The sequence below is a fragment of the Sulfitobacter sp. HI0129 genome (assembly GCF_001635395.1).
In the GTDB taxonomy this organism is placed as follows: Bacteria; Pseudomonadota; Alphaproteobacteria; order Rhodobacterales; family Rhodobacteraceae; genus Sulfitobacter.
Window position 1 is genome coordinate 1 of sequence record NZ_LWGH01000679.1, and the last position, 889, is coordinate 889.

At 62.4% G+C, this 889-nt stretch carries 1 protein-coding gene; it reads right to left on the minus strand.

Annotated elements, in window-relative coordinates:
• Positions 1–297: 297 nt before the first annotated feature.
• Positions 298–889 (minus strand): DeoR/GlpR family DNA-binding transcription regulator (locus tag A3764_RS17235; protein ID WP_067951825.1); only part of this gene is annotated, 592 nt, incomplete at its 5' end.

The following is an 889-nucleotide window of genomic DNA, read 5'->3' on the forward strand; positions in this document are numbered from 1 at the left end:
GCTCATCGCGCCGGGGTCCTCATTCTGCTGCGCAGACAAGGTAGTCGCGCCGAGAAGGGCCGCCGCACCGGCGGCGGTCGCGCGGAGGATCGGTAGGAAATCGGATTGCATACTGGTTCTCCCTTTAACTGGTTAAATATTTGGCAACGATACGGGCCAACGCGAGCACCTTGGCGCTGTTCCTTCACGTTTGAGACAGTGGATCTGATTGGGCGAACGGAACTTAGGCCCCTGCGGAGTGGCGGGCCAAATTCGCGCCGTCCTGCGCGGGTCGCCAAAAGGTTCGCCGCGCCGCCCTTAATCCTCGGCGATGCTGACCTCTGTGCCCCAGTCACGGCAGGACTGCACGAGTTCCCGCGGGAGGGGGCTGTCGGTGAAGAAGACATCCACATCCGCGAGCGAGGCGATGCGCGCCGGGGCGGTGCGGGCGAACTTCGTGTGGTCTGAGACAAGGAACGTCTTGCGGGACTGGCGCAGGATCGTCTGGCTGACCGTGACTTCCTGAATGTCGAAATCGAGCAGGTCGCCTTCCGTATCCAGGGCCGAACAGCCGATGATCGCGATGTCGAACTTGAATTTGCGGATGGTTTCCGCGGCCAGCGTTCCAATGAGGCCGCCGTCGGAACGGCGCAGCTGCCCCCCCGTCACGACGATCTCGCATGAGGGGTTGGCCACGAGGATATTGGCGACATTCATGTTGTTGGTGACGACGAGCAGGTTCTCGTGGTGCAGCAATTCCTGCGCCACGGCCTCGGTCGAAGTGCCGATGTTGAGAAAGAGCGATATGCCGTTGGGCACACGGGCAGCACAGGCGCGGGCGATGGATTGCTTCGCGGCGAGGTTGAGCGAGCGCCGCTCCTCATAGCCGATATTGGTGGTGCCCGAGGTT